At 60.5% G+C, this 22,056-nt stretch carries 17 protein-coding genes; 11 read left to right on the forward strand and 6 right to left on the reverse strand.

Going from position 1 to position 22,056, the window contains the following annotated elements; all coding sequences use genetic code 11:
• Nucleotides 1-25: 25 nt before the first annotated feature.
• The 10 genes from AC1Z1G_RS14925 (at nucleotide 26) to AC1Z1G_RS14970 (ending at nucleotide 14,278) form a co-directional block, all read left to right on the forward strand.
• A complete protein-coding gene (locus AC1Z1G_RS14925; protein ID WP_483620845.1) occupies nucleotides 26-1,732 on the forward strand; it encodes an ATP-binding cassette domain-containing protein in 1,707 nt (568 codons plus the stop codon).
• Nucleotides 1,733-1,903: 171 nt separating this feature from the next.
• Entirely contained in the window at nucleotides 1,904-2,863 is a 960-nt protein-coding gene (locus AC1Z1G_RS14930) for an AAA family ATPase (RefSeq protein WP_007925774.1), read from the forward strand.
• A 5-nt stretch (nucleotides 2,864-2,868) separates the two neighbouring features.
• Complete coding sequence (locus tag AC1Z1G_RS14935; RefSeq protein ID WP_483620846.1) at nucleotides 2,869-3,813, forward strand: DUF58 domain-containing protein; 945 nt, start codon at nucleotides 2,869-2,871, stop codon at nucleotides 3,811-3,813.
• On the forward strand, nucleotides 3,810-4,304 hold the full coding sequence (locus AC1Z1G_RS14940) for a DUF4381 domain-containing protein (protein ID WP_483620847.1): 495 nt from the start codon (nucleotides 3,810-3,812) through the stop codon (nucleotides 4,302-4,304). The genes AC1Z1G_RS14935 and AC1Z1G_RS14940 overlap by 4 nt, the downstream gene beginning before the upstream one ends.
• Nucleotides 4,297-5,376, forward strand: a complete 1,080-nt coding sequence (locus AC1Z1G_RS14945) for a vWA domain-containing protein (RefSeq protein WP_483620848.1) — start codon at nucleotides 4,297-4,299, stop codon at nucleotides 5,374-5,376. Before AC1Z1G_RS14940 ends, AC1Z1G_RS14945 begins: the two co-directional genes overlap by 8 nt.
• Complete coding sequence (locus AC1Z1G_RS14950) at nucleotides 5,373-7,112, forward strand: vWA domain-containing protein (RefSeq protein WP_483620849.1); 1,740 nt, start codon at nucleotides 5,373-5,375, stop codon at nucleotides 7,110-7,112. The genes AC1Z1G_RS14945 and AC1Z1G_RS14950 overlap by 4 nt, the downstream gene beginning before the upstream one ends.
• Nucleotides 7,109-8,746: a BatD family protein gene (locus tag AC1Z1G_RS14955; protein WP_483620850.1), complete on the forward strand. Its 1,638-nt coding sequence runs from the start codon at nucleotides 7,109-7,111 to the stop codon at nucleotides 8,744-8,746. The genes AC1Z1G_RS14950 and AC1Z1G_RS14955 overlap by 4 nt, the downstream gene beginning before the upstream one ends.
• A 50-nt stretch (nucleotides 8,747-8,796) precedes the next feature.
• Entirely contained in the window at nucleotides 8,797-10,041 is a 1,245-nt protein-coding gene (locus tag AC1Z1G_RS14960) for an exonuclease SbcCD subunit D C-terminal domain-containing protein (protein WP_483620851.1), read from the forward strand.
• Nucleotides 10,038-13,679 carry an AAA family ATPase gene (locus AC1Z1G_RS14965; RefSeq protein ID WP_483620852.1) on the forward strand — a complete coding sequence of 1,214 codons (3,642 nt, stop codon included), beginning with the start codon at nucleotides 10,038-10,040 and terminating at the stop codon, nucleotides 13,677-13,679. Before AC1Z1G_RS14960 ends, AC1Z1G_RS14965 begins: the two co-directional genes overlap by 4 nt.
• A complete protein-coding gene (locus AC1Z1G_RS14970) occupies nucleotides 13,676-14,278 on the forward strand; it encodes a glutathione S-transferase (protein WP_483620853.1) in 603 nt (200 codons plus the stop codon). The genes AC1Z1G_RS14965 and AC1Z1G_RS14970 overlap by 4 nt, the downstream gene beginning before the upstream one ends.
• Here AC1Z1G_RS14970 and AC1Z1G_RS14975 read toward each other — a convergent pair whose 3' ends face one another.
• The 6 genes from AC1Z1G_RS14975 to AC1Z1G_RS15000 form a co-directional block, all read right to left on the reverse strand.
• Nucleotides 14,279-14,536 (reverse strand): hypothetical protein, encoded by a 258-nt coding sequence (locus AC1Z1G_RS14975; RefSeq protein WP_483620854.1) that lies wholly within the window; start codon nucleotides 14,534-14,536, stop codon nucleotides 14,279-14,281.
• Nucleotides 14,533-14,745, reverse strand: a complete 213-nt coding sequence (locus AC1Z1G_RS14980) for a hypothetical protein (RefSeq protein ID WP_483620855.1) — start codon at nucleotides 14,743-14,745, stop codon at nucleotides 14,533-14,535. The genes AC1Z1G_RS14975 and AC1Z1G_RS14980 overlap by 4 nt, the downstream gene beginning before the upstream one ends.
• A 115-nt stretch (nucleotides 14,746-14,860) precedes the next feature.
• Nucleotides 14,861-14,986, reverse strand: a complete 126-nt coding sequence (locus tag AC1Z1G_RS14985) for a hypothetical protein (protein ID WP_483620856.1) — start codon at nucleotides 14,984-14,986, stop codon at nucleotides 14,861-14,863.
• A 208-nt stretch (nucleotides 14,987-15,194) separates the two neighbouring features.
• The gene (locus AC1Z1G_RS14990) at nucleotides 15,195-15,374 is read right to left on the reverse strand and encodes a hypothetical protein (protein WP_483620857.1); all 180 of its coding nucleotides are present in this window, start codon (nucleotides 15,372-15,374) and stop codon (nucleotides 15,195-15,197) included.
• 158 nt (nucleotides 15,375-15,532) lie between these two features.
• Nucleotides 15,533-16,708 carry a lactonase family protein gene (locus tag AC1Z1G_RS14995; protein ID WP_483620858.1) on the reverse strand — a complete coding sequence of 392 codons (1,176 nt, stop codon included), beginning with the start codon at nucleotides 16,706-16,708 and terminating at the stop codon, nucleotides 15,533-15,535.
• A complete protein-coding gene (locus AC1Z1G_RS15000) occupies nucleotides 16,695-16,988 on the reverse strand; it encodes a DUF5629 family protein (RefSeq protein WP_483620859.1) in 294 nt (97 codons plus the stop codon). The genes AC1Z1G_RS14995 and AC1Z1G_RS15000 overlap by 14 nt, the downstream gene beginning before the upstream one ends.
• Nucleotides 16,989-17,186: 198 nt before the next feature.
• Here AC1Z1G_RS15000 and AC1Z1G_RS15005 point away from each other — a divergent pair, with 198 nt between their 5' ends.
• Nucleotides 17,187-22,022 (forward strand): dermonecrotic toxin domain-containing protein, encoded by a 4,836-nt coding sequence (locus AC1Z1G_RS15005; protein ID WP_483620860.1) that lies wholly within the window; start codon nucleotides 17,187-17,189, stop codon nucleotides 22,020-22,022.
• Nucleotides 22,023-22,056 lie beyond the last annotated feature (34 nt).

Here is a 22,056-nt window from a genome sequence, read left to right on the forward strand (position 1 = left end):
AAAGCGGCACAGGCAGAACCCACATATGCAGCAACTTCTAAAAACAGCATACACGAACCACACTTCACTGCTAACTACAACAATAGGGATGATCATCTCTCTAAAACTACTGGCACTGGCCCCACCTCTGCTACTAGGAAGAGTCGTCGACATACTGAACACACAGAGCGATACCTCTTTACATACACTGCTCTTTCTGACACTGGGCTTCGTTATTGCCGGATGCATTCAAGCAATCATCAGTCCAATACAAATACTTCTCCTCTGTCGGCTGGTACAGCGCATCGTAATGAATGCATCCATAGATTGGATAAAGCAACTAATGGGCAAAGAATTCTGTCATTTTAACTCTTGGCGCGTCGGCCATTTTATAAAATCAGTGGAGCGCGGAATTACCGCACATGAGCAATTGCTCACATTCTTCGTCACCGTCGGGCTTCCTACCTGCCTGGAGTTCCTCATCGTAGGCGGTGCATTTTATTACATGGGTGGCTTCAAGATATTCCTGACAATAACGGGTCTAGGGATACTCTATTTATTCTCTGCGCATAAAATCATCAAATGGCGAAGAAAACACATTGACTCGCTCAACGAACAAGAAGATGAGCTAGGCGCCCTTCTGTTCAACACCCTGAACGCAGGAAAATCGATAAAACTTGAAAGAGCCGAACTCACCGCCACACACCCCTTGAATGAAGCATTCATGCAATACGCCAACGCTGCAATTGTCGTAACCACTTCCGGTGGTTATTTGAGTGGAATTAAAATCCTGTTCGTCAGCGTATCCACAGGTGGCTTGTTGAGCTGGGGGGTGCTTGATCAATTTTCGGGACAACCAAGCATCAGCGTCGGCCAACTGGTGGCTATTTTCTCCATCGCAGGAAGTTTTCTGTTGAACATTACTGCGCTCACAGAAGGCTATCGAATGCTTGATCAGTTCCTCGCAGACCAGCGTCGGTTGCAACACTTACTGTCTTTCCCGAACTTTGATCGGGACACCCGGCAGACTGACATCACACTACAGGGCACATCGACGCTGGTACTCGCCCCCTGCGAGATCAGCGACAACGGAACAGTCCGGCTATCCATCGACAAAGCCATCTGTTTCAACCAAGACATGTCGGTTGCGATCACCGGCCCCAGTGGCTCGGGAAAATCCACCCTACTCGAAATACTGGCCGGGCTTGACGATTCCGTGCGCAGTCAGTTGAGCATCGACAAGCTGCCGATTTCCAGCTTGAAAGCACAGACTCACTTGGAGATCATGAGGTACTGCCCGCAATTACCGCTGTTTCTGGAAGGCACATTTGTTCAATCCGTACTGTACGGAGTCGAACCTTCACCACATCTGAATCAGGCGATACGGCGGTTAAAACTTGAGGACATCGTGTCCCACCGAAACCTCAGTGAAAACGCCTCAAACATTTCCGGCGGCGAAGCCAAGCGCCTGTCGCTATTGCGACTGATCAACAGACCCGGGCGATTCAACCTGTTTGATGAGCCAAGCGCGTCGGTAGAACCCAGAATGGCCGCCCCTGTGTGGGATTTGCTTTTTGATACCTTCGCAAGGCGCGGACTCATCTGCGTCACCCATGATGTTGACCATTTGTATCGTTTTGATCGCGTGATTGTCATGCACAAAGGTGCGATTGTTGATGATGGCCCATGGTCTGAATTGGCCAACAAGACGGCAGTCAAGGAGTTGTTGAGTGACCTTCAGCAGCATGTTTGATGCCGGGCAGTGAAAGCATTCCCTAACTGCAAATATCTGTGCCAGCTCACCCCCCCCACAATTTTGCGCAAAATGCCGTTAGTCGCCACCCCCCGCGATGGATTAAAGTAACGCCCCCGGCCCTGGTGTTATTCGTACGCCTGCGCTCAGCCTTTCCAGGAACACTCATCGATGGAACATCGTGAAGCGCTGCTTGCGCTGCGAACCTTTCTTTCAACGCAGATTCTCGGCCAGGAAAAACTCATCGAGCGATTGCTCATTGCCCTGCTCGCCGATGGCCACATGCTCGTTGAAGGCGCTCCGGGCCTGGCCAAGACCAAAGCCATCAAAGAGCTGGCCGAAGGCATCGAGGCGCAGTTCCATCGCATCCAGTTCACGCCTGACCTGTTGCCGGCCGACATCACCGGCACCGAGATCTATCGCCCGGAAACCGGCAGCTTCGTGTTCCAGCAAGGCCCGATCTTCCACAACCTGGTGCTGGCCGACGAAATCAACCGGGCACCGGCCAAGGTCCAGTCAGCCTTGCTCGAAGCCATGGGCGAGCGGCAGGTCAGCGTCGGGCGCAGCACGTATGAGCTGTCACCGCTGTTTCTGGTCATGGCCACCCAGAACCCGATCGAGCAGGAAGGCACCTATCCGCTGCCCGAAGCCCAGCTCGACCGTTTCCTGATGCACGTCAAAATCGGCTTCCCGGACGCGGCCGTCGAGCGGCGCATTCTGCAACAGGCCCGCGGTGAAGCACTGAACGGCGAAACCAAGCCCGAGCGGCGGATCAGCCAGCAAGCGATTTTTGCCGCCCGCAAGGAAATCCTCGGTTTGTACATGGCCGATGCCGTGGAGGAATACCTGGTGCAATTGGTCATGGCCACCCGTACACCGGCCAAGTTCGACCCGGAAATGGCCGAGTGGATCGCCTATGGCGCCAGCCCCCGTGGCTCGATTGCCCTGGACCGCTGCGCACGCGCCCACGCCTGGCTGGCCGGTCGCGACTTCGTCAGCCCCGAGGACATTCAGGCCGTCCTGTTCGACGTGTTGCGCCACCGCATCATTCTTTCCTTTGAAGCCGAAGCTGCGGGCATCGACCAGGACCGGGTGGTCCAGCGGATCCTCGATGTCGTAGCTGTCGCTTGACCTCCATGGACACACCACCAGCGCCTGAGCCGGGCATTCGCGTCAGCCTCACCGAGCTGATCGAAATGCGCCATCGAGTGCGCGAAGTGCAGTTGTTTTCGACCCCGAGCCAGCGCAGCCCGTTGATCGGCCTGCACCACTCCAAGCTGCGCGGGCGTGGCGTGGACTTCGACCAGGTGCGGGTTTACCAGGCCGGTGACGACGTGCGCACCATCGACTGGCGCGTCACCGCCCGAACCCAGGAACCGCACACCAAGCTGTTCCATGAAGAACGCGAGCGTCCGATCTTCATCATGGTCGAACAAAGTCGCCGGTTGTTCTTCGGCTCCGGGCTGATGTTCAAATCCGTGCTCGCCGCCCAGGCCGCGAGCTTGATCGGCTGGGCCGCGCTGGGCCATAACGACCGGGTCGGCGGCCTGGTCTACGGCGACAACGAGCATTACGAAATAAAACCCCGGCGCAGCAAACAAAGCCTGCTGCAACTGCTCAACCGGTTGGTACGCGTCAATCAGACACTCAACACCGAAGGCGCCCCCGACCGCGATGGCCTGAGCATGGCCCTGCGCCGCGCGCGGGAAGTGTTGCGCCCCGGCAGCCTGGTGATTGTGATCTGTGACGAGCGCGCCCTGTCCGACGGCGCCGAGCAACAACTGAGCCTGCTGTCACGCCATTGCGATCTGCTGTTGCTGCCGTTGTCCGACCCGCTGGACCATGCCCTGCCCGCTGCCGGGCTGTTGCGTTTCGCCGAGCGCGGTGCGCAACTGGAAATCGACACCTTGAACTTCGACCTGCGCCAGACTTACCGCGCCCAGGCCGAAGCGCGCATCGCTCGCTGGGAACTGCTGGCGCAAAAGTTGCGGGTGCTGTTGATGCCCTTGAGCACCCAGAGCGAAATGGTCGAACAACTGCGCGAGTACCTGAACCCGCAGCGGCCGGGGAAAACCCGATGAACAGCCTTGAGCAACTGCAACCCTTGATGTCCCCCGCGCCCATTGGCTTCTGGCCTTTGGCGCTGGGTTGGTGGCTGTTGCTGGCCCTGCTGCCGCTGCTCGTGTTCGGGGTGTGGAAACTGCGCACGCTGATTCCCAACAAGCGTCCTCTGCCCCGCGCCGAACAACCGCTGGACCCGGTACGTCTGGCCGCCCTCGCCGAGCTGGCGTTGCTGCCCAAACCCTACGACGGCGCACCGGCCGGCGCCTGGTTGCAGCAGCTCAACGGGCTGCTCAAGCGCCTGTGCCGCAACCACTACCCCTACAGCCAGAGCCACACGCTCAACGGGCGCAAATGGCTGGCCTTTCTCGACAATCGCTGCCCGGCGGCTGGCCTGACCCGTTGGATGGTGTTGGTGGAAGGCGCTTACAAACCCGAATGCAAACTCGACGACAAGGCCATCGCCGGCCTGACGCAAGCCGTCGAAACCTGGATCCGCAAACATGTTTGAGTTCGCCTGGCCGTGGATCTTCCTCCTGCTGCCACTGCCGTGGCTGATGCGCGTGCTGCTGCCGGTGGCGGACAGCGGCGAGCCGGCGCTCAAAGTCAGTTTCCTGAGCGACCTCGAAGGCCTGGCCCGACGACGCGCCCGCGCCAACCTGCCCGCCTGGCGCCAGCAAACGCCGTTCATTCTGCTGTGGTTGCTGCTGTTGATGGCCGCGGCCCGACCGCAATGGCTCGGTGAACCGTTGCCGATTGCAGCCAGCGGTCGCGACTTGCTGGTGGCCGTCGACGTGTCCGGCTCCATGGATTTCCCCGACATGCAGTGGCAGGACGAAGACGTGAGTCGCCTGACCCTGGTCAAACACCTGCTCGGCGACTTTCTCGAACACCGTGAAGGTGACCGCGTCGGCCTGATCCTGTTCGGCAGCCAGGCCTACCTGCAAGCACCGCTGACCTTCGACCGGCACACCGTGCGCATCTGGCTCGACGAAGCACGCATTGGCATTGCCGGCAAAAACACCGCCATCGGCGACGCCATTGGCCTGGCGCTCAAGCGCCTGCGCCAGCGTCCGGCACAGAGCCGGGTGCTGATTCTGGTCACCGACGGTGCCAACAATGGCGGCGAAATCGACCCTTTGACCGCCGCACGCCTGGCCGCCGAAGAAGGGGTCAAGATCTACCCGATCGGTATCGGTGCCGACCCGGAGCAAAGCGGCACCCTGGGTTTTCTGGGCGTCAACCCAAGCCTGGACCTCGACGAACCGGCCCTCAAAGCCATTGCCGAAGCCACGGGCGGTCGTTATTTCCGCGCCCGCGACGGGCAAGAGCTGCAAGCCATCAAGGAAACCCTCGATCAGCTCGAACCCGTGACCCAGCAACCGACTCAGGCTCGTCCCGCCCAGGCGCTTTATCAATGGCCGCTGGCCGCAGCCTTGCTGATGAGCATGCTTCTGGTGGCCCGCGAGCGTTGGCCGGACAACCCGCTGCAACGCTTGTTCGCCCGGCCCCAGCACTTTTTGCAACAACACCCTGACTGGCGTCAGCGCCTTAAACGCCTGCGTTTGCGGAGGCGTCGATGATCACGTTCTGGCCCCACTGGTTCCGTCCCTGGTGGATCATATTGCTGCCGCTGCTCGGCTGGTTGCTGTGGCAACTCTGGCACCGGCAAAAACGCGCCGGGCGCTGGCAGATGATTTTGCCACCGGCCTTCCACGCCGCCCTGTTGAGCGGCGGCAATGGCCGCGAAAGCAAACTGCCGTGGGTTGCCCTGGGCTTTGCCTGGGTTCTGGCCGTGCTGGCCCTGCTCGGCCCAAGCTGGGAGCGTGTCGAGCAGACCAGCCAGAAACCGGCCGACCCGTTGGTCGTGCTGCTTGAGCTGACCCCGCACATGCTCGCCACTGATGCGCCGCCCACGCGACTGGAGCAAGCCCGGCGCAAACTCCTCGATTTGTTGCAGCATCGCAGCGATGCGCAAACCGCCATCGTCGTCTACGCCGGCAGTGCCCACACCCTGGTGCCGCTGTCGGACGACCTGTCGACCAGTCGCAATCTGCTCGAAGCGCTGAAGCCGTCGATCATGCCCCAGGATGGCCAACGCGCCGACCTGGCGGTGGCAAAAGCCCTCACCCTGCTTGATCGTGGTGCCCTCGGCCAGGGCCGGATCCTGTTGATCGGCTCATCGTTGAGCGAGCAGGAACGCCAGGGCATACGTCAGGCGCTGCACGGCCAGTCACCGACCTTTCTGATGCTGGGTATCGGCACCCGCGAAGGCGCGCCGGTCACCAGTGAAGACGGCAGTTTCCTCAAGGACGAGCAAGGCGCAATCCTGGTGCCGCGTCTCGACGGGCCAAGCCTGAAAGCCTTCGCCAGTGAATTGGGTGGTCGTTACCGCCAGGCGCGGCTGGACGAAAACGACCTGCGCGGACTGGGGCTGCTTAATGGTCCGCAAGGCCTGCGCAGCGAGGGGCAAACCGTGCACCTCGACACCTGGGCCGATCAGGGTTACTGGCTGTTGTTGCCCTTGCTGCTGCTGGCGGCCTGCGCCGGACGCCGTGGCTGGCTGTTTTGTCTGCCGCTGCTGTTCATGCTGCCGCAACCCAGCTATGCCTTTGAGTGGAACGACCTGTGGTTGCGCCCGGACCAACAGGGCCAGCATCTGCTGAAAAAGAAACAACCGGCCGAAGCCGCCCGGCATTTCGAAGACACGCAGTGGCAAGGCGTCGCATTGTACGAGGCCGGCGATTACGCCGCTGCCGCCCAGCGCTTCGCCGAAGGCAATGACGCGCGGGCGCACTACAATCGAGGCAACGCCCTGGCCAAAAGCGGCGAGCTGGAAGCCGCCGTCGACGCCTACGAACAAGCCCTGGAGCGCCAACCGGATTTGCGTCCGGCATTGACCAACAAAGCCTTGGTGGAAAGCCTGATCAAGCAAAAGACCGCGCCGCCGCCCAGCGAACCCGATAAAACCACGGGCGAGAATGCCGAAACCGATGCTCAAAACCCGCCACCCGGCGCCGCGACTCAGCCCGCAGCCAGCGGCGAGCAGCAAACGGCCAGCACCAGCCCGCCGACTGCCGGCGAACCCAAGCCCCAACAGCCGCCGCAACCTGGCGCCAATGAAGTACCGGGCAGCGAACTGGGCGACGAACACCTCACCACGCCGCCGATCCGCGCCGAGGCAGAGCGCTTCGAAGGTGAACACCGGCAGGCTCTGGAGCAATGGCTGCGCAAGATTCCGGACAACCCCGGCGAACTGCTGCGGCGCAAATTCTGGTACGAACAGCAACAACATCAGGATCAGGGAAAAACTCGATGAGCCGCGTCACCGCCCTAATACTCGCCCTCCTGTTCTGGAGCTTTCAGGCCCAGGCCGCGGGGCTGATCGCCAGTGTCGACCGCAGCCGCCTGAACTCCGGGGAAACGGTGGAGCTGACCCTGGAATCCAACGACGTCACGCAGTTCGGCAAGCCGGACCTGGCGCCGCTGGAGGCGTTGTTCGAAGTCCGTGGTACTCGCCAGGTCAACCAGCTCACCACGCTGAGCGGCGACCAACGCGCAACGACCCGCTGGATCGTCACCCTGCTGCCCAAACGGACCGGCATGGTGCAGATCCCGCCATTGCAACTGGGCAATGTCCTGAGCCAGCCCATCAGCCTGCAAGTGATTCAGAGCCAGGCCCAGGACAGCACCAACAGCCTGGCGCCGGTGTTCATCGAAACCAGCCTCGACCAGGACAGCGTGTATGTGCAGGCCCAGGCGATCCTGACCGTGCGCGTCTATCACTCGGTGTCGTTGTATGACGACAGCAGCCTGACGCCGCTGCAAATACCTGATGCGCGCATCGAGCAACTGGGCGAATCGCGCACCTACGAAAAGCTCATCAATGACCTGCGCCACGGCGTAATCGAGTCGCGCTACGCGATCTACCCGCAGCACAGCGGCGTGTTGATCATTGCGGCGCAACAGTTCAGCGCCACCCTGGTCGACAGCCAAGCGGCTCAAGCATCCACGGCCCAAGGGCCGAAACCGGGCAAGATGGTGCACGTCAGCTCCACGGAACTGGCCCTGACGGTCAAGGCTCAACCCGCCAGCTACCCGGCCGACATGCCGTGGTTGCCGGCCCGCAGCCTGACCTTGAGCGAGAGCTGGAGCCCGGAGCCCGAACACAGCCTGGTCGGCGATTCACTGACCCGCAGCCTGACCCTGAAGGCCGAGGGCCTGGCCAGTTCCCAACTGCCTCCCCTGCCCGCCACCGAGGTCAGCGGCCTGCGGCGTTACCCCGACCAACCGCAACTGAGCAATCAGCACAACGAGCGCGGACTGGTCGGCAGCCGCGAAGAACGCGAAGCCCTGGTGCCCAGTCGTAGCGGCGCAATCGAGTTACCGGCGATGGATGTCGTCTGGTGGAACACCGTTGAGGATCAACTCGAACACACCAGCCTGCCAGCCCGCACCCTGCAAGTGGCCAACAACCCCAGCCTGGTGGTCGACACCCCGGTCAGCAGTCAGGCGTCGGTCACGGTTGACAGCGAAGTACTGTGGCTGTGGAAACTCAGCACCTTCATTCTCGCCTGTACCACCCTGCTGGGCTTCGGCCTCTGGTGGCGTGCGCGCTGGCAGCCGGCGATTCTGCGAGCCGCACAAACCGGCCCAAGCCCACGCACCCTGCTCGACGACCTGAAACGCGCCAGCCAGGCCAACGACCCACAGGCCACTCGTCAGGCGCTGGACGCCTGGGCCCGCCAACAACCCGAAACGCTGGCCGACATGGCCGCGCGCTTCGTGCCGTTGTCCGACGCGCTGGACGGCCTGAACGGCGCGCTCTACAGCGAAACCGGCCAACACTGGCAAGGCGAGGAACTCTGGCGTGCTATCCGCGCCATCCCGATCGCCGAACGTGTCCAGGACCCAACTGGCGACAGTGGCTTGCCACCGCTTTATCCCAAATAATCAAAAAGCCGCTGCGTCCTCGACGCGGCGGCTTCTGTCTGGAATTTGTCATGCGTCTGTTTCACACCTCCGACTGGCACCTTGGGCAAAACCTGCACGGCCAGGAGCGCGATTTCGAACACGCCTGTTTCCTCGACTGGCTGCTGCGGCAACTTGCGGCCGAACAACCGGACGTGCTGCTGATTGCCGGCGATATCTTCGACACCGTAAACCCGCCGGTCAAAGCCCAGGAACGTCTGTACGACTTCATTGTGAGCGCCCATGAGCAGCAACCTTCGCTGACCATCGTGATGATCGCCGGCAACCACGACTCCGGTTCGCGCATCGAGCTCCCCGCGCCGTTGATGCGCCGCTTGCGCACTCATGCGCTCGGCCGCGTGCTGTGGCTCGATGATGGCCAACTGGACGCCGAACGCCTGCTGATCCCGCTGCCCGATGCTACCGGCGAAATTGCCGCTTGGTGCCTGGCGCTGCCGTTCCTGCGCCCCGCCGAGGTGACCGGCGCCCACTTGGGCGACAACTACCTGCGCGGTATCGGCCAGGTTCACGAATGGCTGATCGAAGCGGCGAACGCCAAACGCCAGCCGGGCCAGGCACTGATCGCCATCAGCCACGCGCACATGGCCGGCGGCTCGGTGTCTGAAGACTCCGAGCGCAGCCTGATCATCGGCAACGCCGAAGCCCTGCCCGCCAGCCTGTTTGGCCCGAGTATCAGCTATGTCGCCCTTGGCCATTTGCACAAGCCGCAAAAGGTCAACGGCGAAGAACGCATTCGCTACAGCGGCTCACCGATCCCGTTGTCGTTCTCGGAGATCAACTATCAACATCAGATCCTCGATGTGCGGCTCGACGGTGAAACCCTGCTGAGCGTCGAGCCACGGCTGGTCCCCCGTGCCGTCCACCTGCAGCGCCTGGGCCCTGCGCCCTTGGCCGAGATCCTCGGCCAACTGGGCGAACTGCCAGACATCGACCTGCTGGCCGAAACCCAGCGTCAGCCGTGGCTTGAAGTGCGGGTACGCCTGGACGAGCCGCAACCGGACCTGCGCCAGCAAGTCGAAACCGCGTTGCAAGGCAAAGCCGTGCGGTTGGTGCGGATCGCCGCCGAGTACGCTGGCAGCGGTAGCCGTGAAGGTGAGGATGACAACACGACGCTGATCGAACTGGACCAGCTGACACCGCAGGAACTGTTCCGCCGCGCCTGGCTGGACCACTACGGCAACGAGGTCGATGAACCGACCCTCAACGACTTCGCGCAGTTGCTGCAAGACGTCCAGCACGAGGAGGAGCAAGCATGAAGATCCTTGCGATTCGCCTGAAAAACCTTGCCTCGCTGGCCGGCCCCTTCGAGATCGACTTCACCGCCGAACCGCTGGCAAGCTCCGGGTTGTTCGCAATCACCGGGCCGACCGGCGCCGGTAAAAGCACCCTGCTCGATGCGCTGTGCCTGGCGCTGTTTGGCGCAGTGCCGCGCCTCAACAACACCGGGCGCGACGCCAAAGTGCCGGATGCAGACGGTGAAATCGCCACTGGCGACCCGCGCACCCTGCTGCGTCGCGGTACTGGCGAAGGGTTTGCCGAGGTGGATTTTGTCGGCACTGACGGGCGGCGTTATCGCGCACGCTGGGAGGCCAACCGGGCCCGCGAGAAAGCCAACGGCAAGTTGCAGGCCAGCCGCCAGAGCCTGCGCGACCTGGACACCGATCAACTGCTGGCCAGCCAGAAAGGCGAGTACAAAACTCAACTCGAAGCCGTGCTGGGGCTTAACTTTGAACAATTCACCCGCGCGGTCATGCTGGCCCAAAGCGAGTTCAGCGCGTTCCTCAAGGCCGACGATAACGACCGCAGCGAGCTGCTGGAAAAACTCACCGACACCGCGCTCTATACGCGTTTGGGCAAACGGGCCTTTGACAAAAGCAAGGAAACCCGCGAAACCCACAAGCTGTTGCAGGACCAGGCCACGGGCATCACGCCACTTGCGCCCGAAGCTCGCATCGAACTGGATCAGCGCTTCGACGACGCCCAGCAGCAACTCAAAACCCAACAAGCGCAGCTCAAACAGCTTGAGCTGCAACACACCTGGCTCAAAGAGCTGAACCAGTTGCAGGACCAGCAACTGGCCGCCGCCGAACAACTGCAACAGGCTCAACAATCGTGGGATGCACAGGCCGGCGAGCGGCTGAACCTGGCACGCCTGGAACAACTGGCCCCGCAACGGCATCAGTTTGCCCGGCAAACCGAGCTGAGCACGCAGTTGAGCCCGTTGGCCGTACTGATTCAGCAGCACAGCCAACAACAAAGTGAGCTGCAAAACCGTCAGGAGCAGCTCGAACACAGCCTCGAGTCAGCCAAAGCCGCACTGACCCATGCCCAAAGCCAACAAAGCGCCTGCGCGCCACTGCTGCGCCAGGCCTTTGAAGAACAGAACAACCTCGCCCGCCTGACGCAGGCCATCAGTACCTCGACCGAGCTGATGCAAAGCACCCGGCACGCCAGCCTTGAAGGCCAGCAAGCCATCGCGCGGATGCAAGAGCAGCAACAACGGGTCGCAGAGCGGTTGGCGACGATTGCCGTGCAACTGGAACAGAGCGTGCAACTGGCGCCGGTCAGTGAGGCCTGGAACGTCTGTCGCGAGCGCTTGCAGCAACTGATGCTGGCGGGCAATCGCCTGAAAAAAGGCCAGGGCGAACTGCTGGAACTGGAACAACGAGCCGCCAGCGCGGCCACTCAATTCAACGAGCAGAGCAAAAGCCTGGAGCTGCTTTACAACGAAGCCGGGGCCGAGCCGCACGCTGTGGCCGAACAGATCAAAATCCTCGGCAGCCTGCTGCAAGACAACCGCAAACAGCAACGTGCTATCGAAGAACTGGCGCGGATATGGGCCAGTCTGCAAGCACTCGACCAACGCGCACTGGAGTTGCAACAGCGCCAGCAGGTCGCCCAGCAGGAACGCGATCGCCTGACCCGCGAAGGCGTCCAGGCTAAAGCCGAGCTGACTGTCGCCGAGCAAACACTGACAGTCACCCGGGAACTGCTGGAACGCCAGCGTCTGGCGCGCAGTGCCAGCGTCGAAGAATTGCGCGGGCAATTACAGGATGACCAGCCATGCCCCGTCTGCGGCAGCCTCGAACATCCCTATCATCAGCCTGAAGCCTTGCTGCAAAGCCTGGGCCGTCACGATGAAAGCGAACAGGCCAATGCGCAGAGCGCCGTTGACCTGCTCAAGGAGAAACTCACGCAGCTGCGCACCGAAGTCGGCGGTGTTATTGCCCAGCAAAAAGAACTGCTGCAACAACAGGAACAGCTTGCCACCCAGCAGCAGAGCCTGGCACCGAGCCTTGAGGCTCATCCACTCAGCGCCCAACTGCTGACCCAGGACGCGAGCAAACGCGACGCGTGGCTGACTCAGCAAGCCGCGCAGTTGAATCAAAGCATCACCCAGGACGAACAGCGGCAAACCGCCCTGCTCACCCTGCAAACAGATGCTGCACGCCTTCAGCAGCAAGTGCACGCCGCCGAGCAAGCCAGCCAACAGGCCACCCAGCAACTGGCAATCCAGCAGCGCGAATTAGGCAATGACCGTCTGCGTCTGGAAGAAGAACTCACCGCTTTCAACACCCTGCTGCCCACCGCGACCCTGGACGGTTTGCGCAACGAGCCCGCCGTCACGTTCATGCAGCTCGACCAGCACGTCAGCCAGCGACTCGAACAGTTGGAGGCACAACGCGAGGAGCTCGGCGAACAACAGCAACGCCAGCAAACCCTTGAGATAGAACAGGACCGCCAGCTCACCCGCGCCCAACAGGCCGAAGCGGCCGCGCAGCAACATGCAGCGCTGGCCGGGCAACAACACACCACGGGGCAGGCGCTGGCTCACCTGCTGGGCGAGCAACCGAGCGCCGAACACTGGCAGCAGCAACTGGATCAGGCCGTCGAACAGGCTCGTCAAGCCGAGACCGCTGCCAGCCAGGAGTTGCAAGACGTGCGCAGCCAACAGATTCAACGGGGCGCCGAACTCAAGGCCGAGCAACAACGCCAGCAAGCCCTGGAGACTGAAAGCCGTGAGCTGAACAGCAAGATCACGGACTGGCGTGCCCTTCATCCGGAACTGGACGACGGCGGTCTTGAACAACTGCTGGCGTTCAGCGACGAACACGTTGGGCAACTGCGTCAACAGGTGCAACTGAGCGAAAAAGCCATCGAGCAAGCCAAGGTGTTGCTGCAAGAGCGCGCTCAACGCCTGCACAGCCATCAGGCCCAGCACAATGGCAACCTGGACGCTGAACAGTTGTCCAGCGCCCTGGGCGAGTTGCAAAACCAGTTGGCGACCAGTGAACAACTCTGCGCCGAATGGCGCGCGCAGCAAGCCGAAGACCAGCGCCGTCAGGACGCCAATCAAGCACTGACGCAACGTATCGCCCAGGCCTACACCGAATGGCAGCGCTGGGCGCGACTGAACGCCCTGATCGGTTCGGCCACCGGCGACACCTTCCGCAAAATCGCCCAGGCCTACAACCTCGATTTGCTGGTGCATCACGCCAACGCACAGTTGCGGCAACTGGTGCGCCGTTACCGCCTCAAACGCGGTGGCAGCATGCTCGGCTTGCTGGTGATGGACACCGAGATGGGCGATGAACTGCGCTCCGTGCATTCGTTGTCAGGTGGCGAGACATTCCTGGTGTCGCTGGCCCTCGCACTGGGCCTGGCGTCGATGGCATCGAGTACGCTGAAAATCGAGTCGCTGTTCATCGACGAAGGTTTCGGCAGTCTCGATCCAGAGTCACTGCAACTGGCGATGGACGCGCTCGACGGCCTACAGGCCCAGGGCCGCAAGGTGGGTGTGATCTCCCACGTCCAGGAAATGCACGAGCGGATTCCGGTACAGATTCAAGTCCACCGCCAGGGCAATGGCTTGAGCACCGTGGAGGTCAAATGAGCACGCCGACGCTCTATTCCTTCCGCCGCTGCCCTTACGCCATGCGGGCTCGCATGGCGCTGCGCTACAGCAACGTGGCGCTGGAGATTGTCGAAGTCAGCCTCAAGGCCAAACCCGCGCAAATGCTCGCCCTGTCCAGCAAAGGCACAGTGCCGGTGCTGAGCCTTGAGGGGCAGGTCATCGAGGAGAGCCTGGAGATCATGCAGTGGGCGCTGGCGCACCATGACCCGCAGGACTGGCGACTCAAGGACGACCCTGCCGCGCAGCAACTCGCTGCATCGTTGATCGAGGAAAACGATCAAGTGTTCAAGCTGCACTTGAATCGCTACAAGTACGCCGAGCGCTACCCTGAACATCCCATGGAACACTACCGCGCCGAGGGCGAAGTGTTCTTGCGCGCGCTCGAGGAGCGACTGCAACAACGTGCGTTTTTGCTGGCCGACCACCTAAGCCTGGCGGACATCGCACTCGCGCCGTTCATTCGGCAATTTGCCCATGTCGACCGTGACTGGTTCGCACAAACGCCTTATCGACATCTTCAGGCGTGGCTGCAGGGAATTCTTGAATCCGCGTTGTTTACCGACGTGATGCGTAAGTAATTACGCCAATGCACGGCACAGGTTCAGTGCCGAGCAATCAACCTGAAACGGCCCCGCAAAAACGGCTTTGGGTTTGTCCGGCGGGGTGCCCGCCAACAGCCCCAACGCCTTGGCGGTCTGGATGTTGTGGGCGATGCTGTGATTGCACTCGATGGCCCGCGCCAACGAGCCTGCCGACCCTTGGCCGATGCCCAGCAGTGAAGACCCGTTGGTCAGGAACGCAAGGAAGGCGATGACCCAGAGTTTGCGTCCTTTCATATCCCCGCAGCTCCCACCACACCTGACGGCTCAGCGCTGATGCGCATGGCATGCTGCTCCAATTGCAGGGCAGGATGAGCGAGCTGAATCGGGGCTTCGATGACGCGTTGCGAGTGGGCCGAGACGCTGACGACGAGGACCATCGCCACATAGGCACCGATCGCAATGTAGGCACCGTGCTTGGCAGAAGAAAGGATTGCGTTGGCCATGGGACGCTCCGTGGGCGTGTTTCAGTGCCCACAGAATCAATCAAATAACCGGCAGTTAATAGCGACCTTTATGCATAGTAGCTATCAGTTTAATTGATCGATAATTCAGTGAATCTCAGTCCTGCAACAGGCTCATCAAGCGCTCGCGCGAGGCTTCAGGCTCGCCTTCAACAGGCTGGGCGGCCGAAAGAATCGGGGTCGAATAAAGAAAGAGAAGCACCACTGCCAGACGCATAGCCATGTTGTCGATCCCGGAAAAAGAGGAGTCAATAAATTAGCGTCAAATTTAAACACATGGCTATGTGATATTACCAAGGGAAATGTACTGACTGGTGAATGCTGTCGCAAATGCGTTATGCAGAAGCGACGTCACTCCCGGTCTTCGACGGATTTAACGTCGAACCAGCGAAGTGACTTCGCGCCTGCATAAAGACGGTGGAAGGTGAATCTCAGTGCTGGATTTTATGATCCAGCGCGGCATAGAAGTTGGCGCTTTGTTGCAGGTATTTCTGGGTGTAGCTCTGGGTGCCGGAGCGTTTGGCGTTGATTTCCACGCTGGCGCTGGCAGGCAGTGCAACACTGGCAGAGATGGCGGAAGCAGCGATAACGGAGAAAAGATTGAAGTTCATGGCGATAACCCTCGTAGATTCAGTTGGCTTACTTGCCTGTGGAGGCCGTGAAGCAAACTTACGCCCGAGGGTTGGCGCCTTTGAAATGCTTTGTAGCATTAGCCGATATCAGTCTCATTAATAGAAGGGTGCAGGCCAAGGCTACCGGGGCCTGCGGTCTATTGACGCAGCAGGAACCTGATATCGCTGGGGGAATCAATCGGCAGCTTTTGCACGGTTTTACCCAGAAGACCGGTCTTGGGATCGCGCTCGACCACCACAATCTGGTTGCTCTTCTGGTTGGCGATCAACACAAAGCGGCCACTGGGGTCGAGGCTGAATTCGCGAGGATGGTCACCGTCCACTGAGCGGCGCTGAATCTCCTTGAGTTCCCCGCTGACCGGATCGATGGCGAACACCAGCAACTGGTTGGCGGTGCCACGGTTGCTGACATAGAGGAACTTGCCATCCGCAGACGCGTGCAGTGCGGCGCCTGCCTTGTCTGATACAGGCTGGCCGGCCGCAAGATCAACCAGTTGCCGTTGCTCAAGCTTACCGTCGTGGTAATCGAACACCGCAACCTGTGCGCTCATTTCCATGGTCAACCAGGCATGTTTACCGTCCGCGCTGAACAGCAGATGCCGTGGCCCGCTGCCCGGTGGCAACTGGACCGACGCCTGCGCAGCAGCGGTTAGTGGCAGTTCACGGTTGGCCTTGGGGTCGTAGCGGTAAATAAAGACTTTGTCCGCCCCCAGGTCACTGGAAAACACGTACTGACCGTCCGGCGACGACACCGTTGCATGCACGTGGGACGAGACCTGCCGCTCAGGGTTGACCCGGCTCGCCGGATGACTGCTCAACTGCACCGGAGGCGACAGCTTGCCGTCGGCACTCACCGGCAACACGGCCAGGCTTCCGCCCGGATCTTCGGCCACGCAATAGTTGCTGACAAACAGGTACTGGCCGTCGCCACTCAGGCTGGAATGCGTCGGCTCATTGCCCAGGCTCTGTACCTGACTGAGCGGGCTCAGTTCATGGGATTTCGGCTCGACGGCAAAACTGCTGACCCGCCCCACCGGGTCGGCTTGGCCAGGGCCGTTCTCATTGACCACAAACAGTCGGCGCTGGTCCTTGGACAAGGTCAGCCAGGACGGGTTGGCGGTCTTGATGACCTGTAACGGTTTACCGTTTAGCTGGCCGCTGTGACTGTCGAATTGCAGTCGGTAGATCCCTTGGCTCTGGCCCTGAGTGTAGGTGCCCACCAACAGCTCGTAGGTGTCGACAGGCGCCGCTTGCACACCCATCGCGCCGACACTGCCGGCCATCAGCAGTGGCCAGAAATTACGCATCTTCATGCGCGTCGTCCTCTTCCTCGCCAGCGCTGAAGGCGCTCATGCACACAAGCCGGTGCTCGCCGGAATCACCAGTAATGGTCCAGCTCTGCAGGGTTGGGTCGAAGGTTGCCGCCTGCACCTGCGCCAAGCTGAAGCTCCAGCGCTTGGCCGCGCGACCGTCCATGCACTCGATCAGCAAACGGCTGTCATCGAGACTGAAATCGAAGGCATGCAGCCCGTCGATTTCCAGCATGTCGCAAGTTTGCAGGGCAGCCAGCAAGGTTTCGTTTACACCAGTCATAACCATCTATCGCTTGGGAGAAAGGGGTAATGATAGGCCAGTTTGCAAGCCACTCCTAAACGGACGTGCGCGGGTGGTATCCCTGTATCGCCCGGCAGCCAGGTGCGGAGGGTATTTTTGGGCAATCCCGGCTGATACCTGCCCGCGCGGGCACTCCCGCGCGCAGGTTTGGCTCAACGACCACCCAGGTACGCCCGTATGCAAAACCCGCCCTCCCCCTCAACCACTTATGTCGACATCCAGGCCCGCGCCATTCAGGAGCAATTCACCACTCGACCGACGTTGCGCTCGGTCGTCGCACACATGCTTGGGGACCTGATTACCGAGAAAACCGCAACACTGGACACTGATATCGCGCTGATCAGCGTCGCCACGCCCAATGCCCTACAGGGCTATGACCTCAATCCACTGGTTGATGTCGCCCTCAACTACATGGCCGGCGGCGACCCTGTCGATTTTTCGAAGACCGTGGACGACCGCGCCAGTCACCTCGTCAACAAACGCGGGACGCGGGTGCGCTATCTTTCCCACGCTGATGATCATCGTGCGTTAGTTCCTGACATGCGGCTCATCGAAAACATCATCCTGGAACTGCCTTCCATTGTTCAGATCGGCTTCCAGCAGGCGTTGACCGATTACTGGAATGCACCCGCCGATACCGGTGCCAGCCGTTGGCAGTGGCTGGGCGATCAACTGCGTAACGCCCTCAGAAGTGCAGCCGTCCTGCAAGCGGGAGACGACATCGAACGACGAGAGATACTCACTCGGCTGGCAAACCAACCCGACACTCAGGAGCGCGCCATCCTCAGCGGGCCTCTGGGCGACGTGCACGCCTACTGCATTGAAACCACCGTGACCACTGCGGCGCAGTCCATCACCTATCAGGCTCCCGACATTCTTGTGGTTCGAGGTCCGCGAGTGCTGTTGTGCAGCGTCTCGGGAGTCATCCAGGCCTATGCTTCCCTGGAGGACTTCGGCGAGGCCTGGGGGAAGATGATCACCCAGCGGTTCAATGTCCAGACCATCACCTGGAAGCGCTATAAGCCCGGCGACGACATTTTCGACATTCAGGCCGCCCTGCTGCTGAACCAACAACTGGAGGACATCGCCGCGTTCGAGCTGCCTGCACGACTCAGCAAGCGCGAACTGGAACAACGCTTCCATGAAGTGACCGACCTCACCCCGCTGTTCTGTGGCATCACACCTGCCAGCCCCGGTCAGTTACGACGGGTACACGCCGTGCTACCTGAATGGTTGAGGCAGGCATCCGCTGTCGATCAACTGGCCTACCGCAAGCACAGCCTGGAGCTGGCAAGCCTCAATCAAGCGACAAAGGGCCAGTCATGGGCTGAAGGCATCGCCGATATCCGGACATTCGCCGCCAACGCACTGCAACAACAGATGCTCAAGGACCAGCCGCTTGCACCGGTATATAAGGCCGATGAGCTTGAGCTGACGTTTCACGTGCCGGCCGGCAACCTGGGCAGCGGCTTCATCGAACTCGCGAAAATGACCTTGACTGAACTGGCGCTAAAAAACCTCGCCGGCAGGCCCAATGGTCGTATGACCGTGCGCCATAAGGGTGAAGAGGCATTGCAGGACTGGATGACGCCCGAATACCTGTTCAACCTGATCACCCAGGTCGACATCGGCAGAACCTATCCGCAGCTGCTCAAAAACCTGTTGTTGAGCGGGACCGCCGACGCCGATAGACGCCAGCGTCTGTTCACGGCCGAACTGCAAGTCGTTCTGCCAATGAAAGCGCTTGAACATGCGATCAAGGGTGAACACGGCCTGACTCGACGCGGTTACCAACTCGTCAGCGCCCTCATGCACCCCACTTATGCTGATCGAGTGCTCGATGGACAAGAAGTGCTGATCCGCCCACTGGCGTTTTCACGAAAAACCGATGCGCCAGCCGATGGGGTCGGCAACATGTTCATCATTGAGTGCGAGAACAGCCTGATTGGCCCGCATATTCTGTACCGCCCGATCTACGCAGAGTCGCTGCTTGAGTACCCGACCCGCGCAGCCTTGTTGGCGGCCATTGCATCGCCCGGCGCGCTCCAGAGCAGCGTACTGGCGTGGTTACCGGAAACAGCCCGCGCCATCTATGACAACGGCGGGTTCAACGAACCGCACATTGCTCATTTTTCACAGCTTGACCCCTTCGGCCGGCCTGAAAAACCCAAAGCGGCAACCCTGGCCAACGATGAGCACACGGATGAATTACTGCAGTCACTGCGTAACGGAGCGCTGATGCAGTACCTGTTCGGCAGCGAGGCCCGCGCCCTGGTAGACCTGGGCGAGCGCAACTCGGTCTCCGACGCGCAAAGTCGCTGGGCGATCCTGCTGGAGGGCGGCTGGACGTTGTTCAATACCTTGCTGGCCTTGCCGCTCGGCGGCCCGGTTCTGGCCGTCGGCTGGATGATCTCGATGGTCAGCAGTTTGCTCAATGACCTGCCACAACTGGACAACCCGGACCCTGCCACACGGGAAGTCGCATGGGTTGATTTCTTGATGAACCTCTCGATGCTGCTGTTGCACGGTGCCCAAAAGCCCGAACTACCCGCCGCCCCCCTGGCACTGGAGGGGCTGGAAAAAAACGGAGTGGCCCTGGACCGGATGCGTCGCCCACCCAACCAGACCTTCGATACCCCCGCGAATATTACGCAAGGCACCGTCGGCCTGCCCTCCGAACCGCCGGGAGGGGGTAGAACCCTGTTGGATTTCGACCGATCACAGGCCCGCGAATCCTCGGCGACGCGCCTGTTGGCCAGGCTCAGGGCGGTCAACGTCAAATGGCCAGACGTTATCCCGGAGCCCATTCAAATAGGTGCGTTCAAAGGCCTCTACCGCATCAATCACCATTGGTATGCCTCAGTCGCAGGGCTGTTGTTCCAAGTCAGCATCGTTCCGGGTTTCGGTGAGGTCTACATCATTCACCCCACCAAACCTGACCACCCTGGGATCAAGCTGAAAACCAGCGGGCAAGGCCATTGGACGCTGGATCAGGGGCTCAAATTGACGGGGGGCGGCCCCAAAAAAAGAATCGCCGCCAAACAGGAGGAGAACCTTAGAAGACTTGAGGACCTGTATCTCGAAAAACAGCCGGCACAACAACGGCAACTTGAAGGCATCGAAGCGTTTCATCAGGCTGCACGTCAGGTTGATGTTGCCCAGAATGTCTACACGCTACACATCAAGAAACTGCAACTGATATGGCAACTGCTTGAACACGCCGACGACCTGCAAAAACCTGCCCTGCGCTCCCGTCAGGTCACGGAGCTGGAAAAAACTGCCAGCGCCTGGTCAACACTCCTGGGCAAGCTGGAAGCGATGCAGGCAAGTGCCGTCCAGCTGGAGCAGACGCGCCGTCAACTGATTGATTTCAGCCGCCGGGAGGGCGAGTTCAACAAGACGAATTCCCCCACCCTACAGCGCGCCAAACTGTTTGTTGCGATCGCCTCCACCCAGCTGTTGGTTCAGGATCATGCCGTCAGGCTGAGCCAGGACTACCTGCTCGGCGGCACAGAGGGTGAGCCCCTTCAAACCCTGGCCAACAGGCTTGAAGCGGCCCTTGACGCTCACGATCCCCTGCCCTACCGCAAGTACATCCAGGCACTGGAGAGCGGCTATGTCTTTGACGAAAATATTCGTGAATGGACCCGGCGCCTTGAATCAACCCTCAACGAGCTGCAAGCGGACTCGCTCGCAGGCCAGAGAGAGCGTAACGACCTGCTGAAAGCGGTGCGCGGCTCGGAGTTGCTCAGTGAATTGAACATCAAGCTGCATGACCTGGATGTCTTGCGCGAGCTGAGTGTCGACCGCAGTGCCCGGGGCCCCCTTTCGTTCAAGGACTTCTACTCCACGCAAGTGCCTCTGGAGCGGCTAAAGGACACGGCCAGCGCTCATCTTGTGTTACGCACGACCGAAGGCTTCACGTTCGAGCAGCGCCAGGCCGTGCTGGAAACCATCATCGATCAATATCAAAAGGCAGAGGACGCCAGCCTGATGCTCAAAGAACTCGGTCCGGCCTTTAGTCGCCCAGCCTATCAACAGCGCTTTGTCGACGACCTCAGACTGGCGCGCCAGGGTGCCGAGACCGACCTGGCCGAACTGATCCTCGAGCAGGAAAACCTGTCGATCGCCCCCCCGCGCGCCATTCAGACGAGTCGCCCATCCACCACCAAACGGGTATTCAAGACACGCAACCACGGCACCCTGATCGGAGAACTTCAGGCACCACGCCCTGAAGATGAAGGGGAAGTCATTGAGGTACACGACCCGTTCAACCAGCAGATGGTTTCGCGCTACCACAAACATGCCCAGGACGATGTGTACGTCCAGATGGTTGAGCAACCGCTGCAGCCGCCCCCGGTGACCCGGCCAGCAAAAACCATCATCGAGGCCGGCAACACGCTGCTGGCGCAACGAATCAAGTTAGAGGCCTTGATCGACCGGGAAATGGCCCAGGTACTGCGAGACCCCGTATTGCGCGAAGAAAAAACCCCCGCCGACTGGGAGACGATGCTGATCCAAAGCGCCGGCGACCTGGAAGGCCTGGTGATCGAACTTCAGAAAACATCAGAGACTTCGCCGCAGAAAAGCGCGCTGTTCGACGAACTGTCCAACGCCGCCCAAGCCATGCGGGCAAAGGGCCGGGACTACCGGATAGCCGGCTACAAGTTGCAGTCCCCTACCCCTGAAAAAGTTGATTTCCTCTGGACTCATCACACGATTGACATCGAGCCTGTGACTTCACGCAAGCTGACCCAGGCCAAGGATTTCCTGACAGAATTTGTCATCAAGGACAAACACTCAAGGGAAGTGCTGTGGTACGCGCATTTCCACTACACGCGTCTCGACGGTCCAACCGATGCCTACACCGCCGGGCACCTGAAACGGCCCGAACAACGCTTTGTCGGCTTCAAGACGCAACTGAGCCAGGCCAAAAGCAACGGGGAAATCACCCGGATCTGGCGCAGCAAAATTTCACCGGCCATGGCTAAAAAGCTGTTCTTCTACGATTAGCCGCCCACACCGCTCCAGAACCAAAAGAAAAGCC

Source organism: Pseudomonas sp. JL27(2026) (assembly GCF_056933555.1).

Bases quoted from the DNA above. Each gene is read 5' to 3' on its own strand.
- AC1Z1G_RS14995 (WP_483620858.1), bottom strand. From the start codon at position 16,708: ATGAAGATGCGTAATTTCTGGCCACTGCTGATGGCCGGCAGTGTCGGC.
- AC1Z1G_RS14925 (WP_483620845.1), top strand. From the start codon at position 26: ATGCAGCAACTTCTAAAAACAGCATACACGAACCACACTTCACTGCTA.
- AC1Z1G_RS14975 (WP_483620854.1), bottom strand. From the start codon at position 14,536: ATGAAAGGACGCAAACTCTGGGTCATCGCCTTCCTTGCGTTCCTGACC.
- AC1Z1G_RS14990 (WP_483620857.1), bottom strand. From the start codon at position 15,374: ATGAACTTCAATCTTTTCTCCGTTATCGCTGCTTCCGCCATCTCTGCC.
- AC1Z1G_RS14980 (WP_483620855.1), bottom strand. From the start codon at position 14,745: ATGGCCAACGCAATCCTTTCTTCTGCCAAGCACGGTGCCTACATTGCG.
- AC1Z1G_RS14950 (WP_483620849.1), top strand. From the start codon at position 5,373: ATGATCACGTTCTGGCCCCACTGGTTCCGTCCCTGGTGGATCATATTG.
- AC1Z1G_RS14960 (WP_483620851.1), top strand. From the start codon at position 8,797: ATGCGTCTGTTTCACACCTCCGACTGGCACCTTGGGCAAAACCTGCAC.
- AC1Z1G_RS14930 (WP_007925774.1), top strand. From the start codon at position 1,904: ATGGAACATCGTGAAGCGCTGCTTGCGCTGCGAACCTTTCTTTCAACG.
- AC1Z1G_RS14940 (WP_483620847.1), top strand. From the start codon at position 3,810: ATGAACAGCCTTGAGCAACTGCAACCCTTGATGTCCCCCGCGCCCATT.
- AC1Z1G_RS14955 (WP_483620850.1), top strand. From the start codon at position 7,109: ATGAGCCGCGTCACCGCCCTAATACTCGCCCTCCTGTTCTGGAGCTTT.
- AC1Z1G_RS14965 (WP_483620852.1), top strand. From the start codon at position 10,038: ATGAAGATCCTTGCGATTCGCCTGAAAAACCTTGCCTCGCTGGCCGGC.
- AC1Z1G_RS15000 (WP_483620859.1), bottom strand. From the start codon at position 16,988: ATGACTGGTGTAAACGAAACCTTGCTGGCTGCCCTGCAAACTTGCGAC.
- AC1Z1G_RS14970 (WP_483620853.1), top strand. From the start codon at position 13,676: ATGAGCACGCCGACGCTCTATTCCTTCCGCCGCTGCCCTTACGCCATG.
- AC1Z1G_RS14985 (WP_483620856.1), bottom strand. From the start codon at position 14,986: ATGGCTATGCGTCTGGCAGTGGTGCTTCTCTTTCTTTATTCGACCCCG.
- AC1Z1G_RS14935 (WP_483620846.1), top strand. From the start codon at position 2,869: ATGGACACACCACCAGCGCCTGAGCCGGGCATTCGCGTCAGCCTCACC.
- AC1Z1G_RS14945 (WP_483620848.1), top strand. From the start codon at position 4,297: ATGTTTGAGTTCGCCTGGCCGTGGATCTTCCTCCTGCTGCCACTGCCG.
- AC1Z1G_RS15005 (WP_483620860.1), top strand. From the start codon at position 17,187: ATGCAAAACCCGCCCTCCCCCTCAACCACTTATGTCGACATCCAGGCC.